The sequence below is a fragment of the Mycobacterium sp. TH-M82 genome (assembly GCF_057473605.1).
Genome location: NZ_JBYCKY010000616.1, coordinates 1 through 1,890 on the forward strand (window position 1 = coordinate 1; position 1,890 = coordinate 1,890).

1 protein-coding gene is annotated in these 1,890 nt (G+C 63.8%); it reads left to right on the top strand.

Annotated features, from left to right (window positions below; all coding sequences use genetic code 11):
- Nucleotides 1–1,890, top strand: a 1,890-nt coding sequence (locus tag AC2VON_RS18250; protein WP_486954217.1) for an LAGLIDADG family homing endonuclease, incomplete at both ends; no start/stop codon positions are given.

Genomic DNA, 1,890 nt, shown 5'->3' on the forward strand with positions numbered 1-1,890 from the left:
TCAGCGGCATCGACTTCGACAACATCAAGTACTTCGTCCGGTCCACCGAGGCGCAGGCCCAAACCTGGGACGACCTGCCGGAGGACATCCGCAACACCTACGACCGGCTGGGTATCCCGGAAGCCGAAAAGCAGCGCTACATCGCGGGGGTAGCGGCTCAGTACGAATGCCTGGCGGGTGACACGTTGGTATGGACCGCAAACCGTGGTCAGGTCCCGATCAAGGAAATCGCGTCCGGGGACCGGGTGTTCGCCTACGACGAGGACGCCGAACGGTTCATTGTGGCCCCGGTCAAGGGGGCGGCACAGACCGACACCCGGCTGACCCACACCGTTACCACGACCCGGCGCAGCATCCGAGCTACCGACAATCACCCGATGCTGGTGCTGCGCGACGAACGCAAGGAAGGGCGACAGCGCGCCCGTTATGCGCGGCGATGGGTCACCGTGGGCGAGCTCAAGCCAGGCGACTTTATCGCCGTGCCACGCACCATCCCGGATTTCGGTGTCGCGGCAAAACTACCGAGCGTTGTGGGGTTAACGACTCCGGCGGCGAGTTCCGTCGATTTGATGTGGCTGCTGGGCCTGTATGTCGGCGACGGCAACCTGCAGCGGTCGACGAAGACCTATCGGGTCCAGATCGCCATCCCCGCAACCGATGTCGAGCTGCGAGCCGAGGCGACCCGGGTGGTCAAGAACCTGTTCGGGCTCCGCTGCATCGAAGCCGATCAGTACCGCGTCGTGGTCAATTCGAAGGCGCTGACCGGATGGATCACCGAGCTGGGGTTCGCCGGTGTGTCGTTGTCCCCCGCAAGCGGGTGGTACCCCCACAAGCGAGTCCCCGACTGGGTGTACTCGCTGCCGGTTGACCAGCGGGCCGCCTTCCTCGGCGGCTGGGTTGACGCCGACGGGTATGTCGGGCCCGATAAGAGCGGCTCGATGCTGTTGACTTGCGCCAACGAGCCGCTGCTGGGCCAGGCCCGGGAACTGGCCGAACTGTCCGGGTTGCGTGCCGGCGGGCCGTGGTCGTTTACCCAGCCGTATCGACACGCTCCCCAGCGCATGCAGATCGCTTGGCAGCTAGGCATTTCCGGCGATTTTGAGCGGCTCGGCTGCCGCAACCCGAAACGGACCGACCGCTTTGGCCGTCGTCGTTATGTGCACTCGTCTAATGACGCCCATGGGAAGACGATTCGGGCGCACACCAACGAGTGGCTGGGCTTCGAGCGGGTCAAATCGATTGAGCCGTACACGATTGAACCGGTGTACGACATCGAAGTCGACGGACCACACAACTTCGTCGCCGAGGGTCTGGTGGTGCACAACTCCGAAGTTGTCTACCACAAGATCCGGGAAGACCTTGAGGAACAAGGGGTTATCTTCCTGGATACCGATTCTGGTCTGCGCGAGCACGAAGAGATCTTCAAGCAGTACTTCTCCACCGTGATCCCGGCCGGCGACAACAAGTTCTCCGCGCTGAACACCGCTACCTGGAGCGGCGGTAGCTTCGTATACGTCCCGCCGGGTGTGCATGTCGACATCCCGCTGCAGGCGTATTTCCGAATCAACACCGAGAACATGGGCCAGTTCGAGCGGACGCTGATCATCGCCGACGAGGGCGCCTATGTGCACTACGTCGAAGGCTGCCTGCCCGCCGGTGAGCTCGTCACGACGGCCGGCGGCGACTTGCGGTCCATCGAGTCCATCCGCGTCGGCGACTACGTCAGCGGCCACGACGGGCGCCCGCACCGCGTGACCGCCGTGCAAATGCGCGATCTCAACGGCGAACTCTTCACCTTCACGCCGATATCGCCCGCCAACACGTTCTCCGTCACGGCGGAGCACCCCCTGCTTGTCGTTCCGCGTGACGAGGTGCGTGTCGCACGCAAGG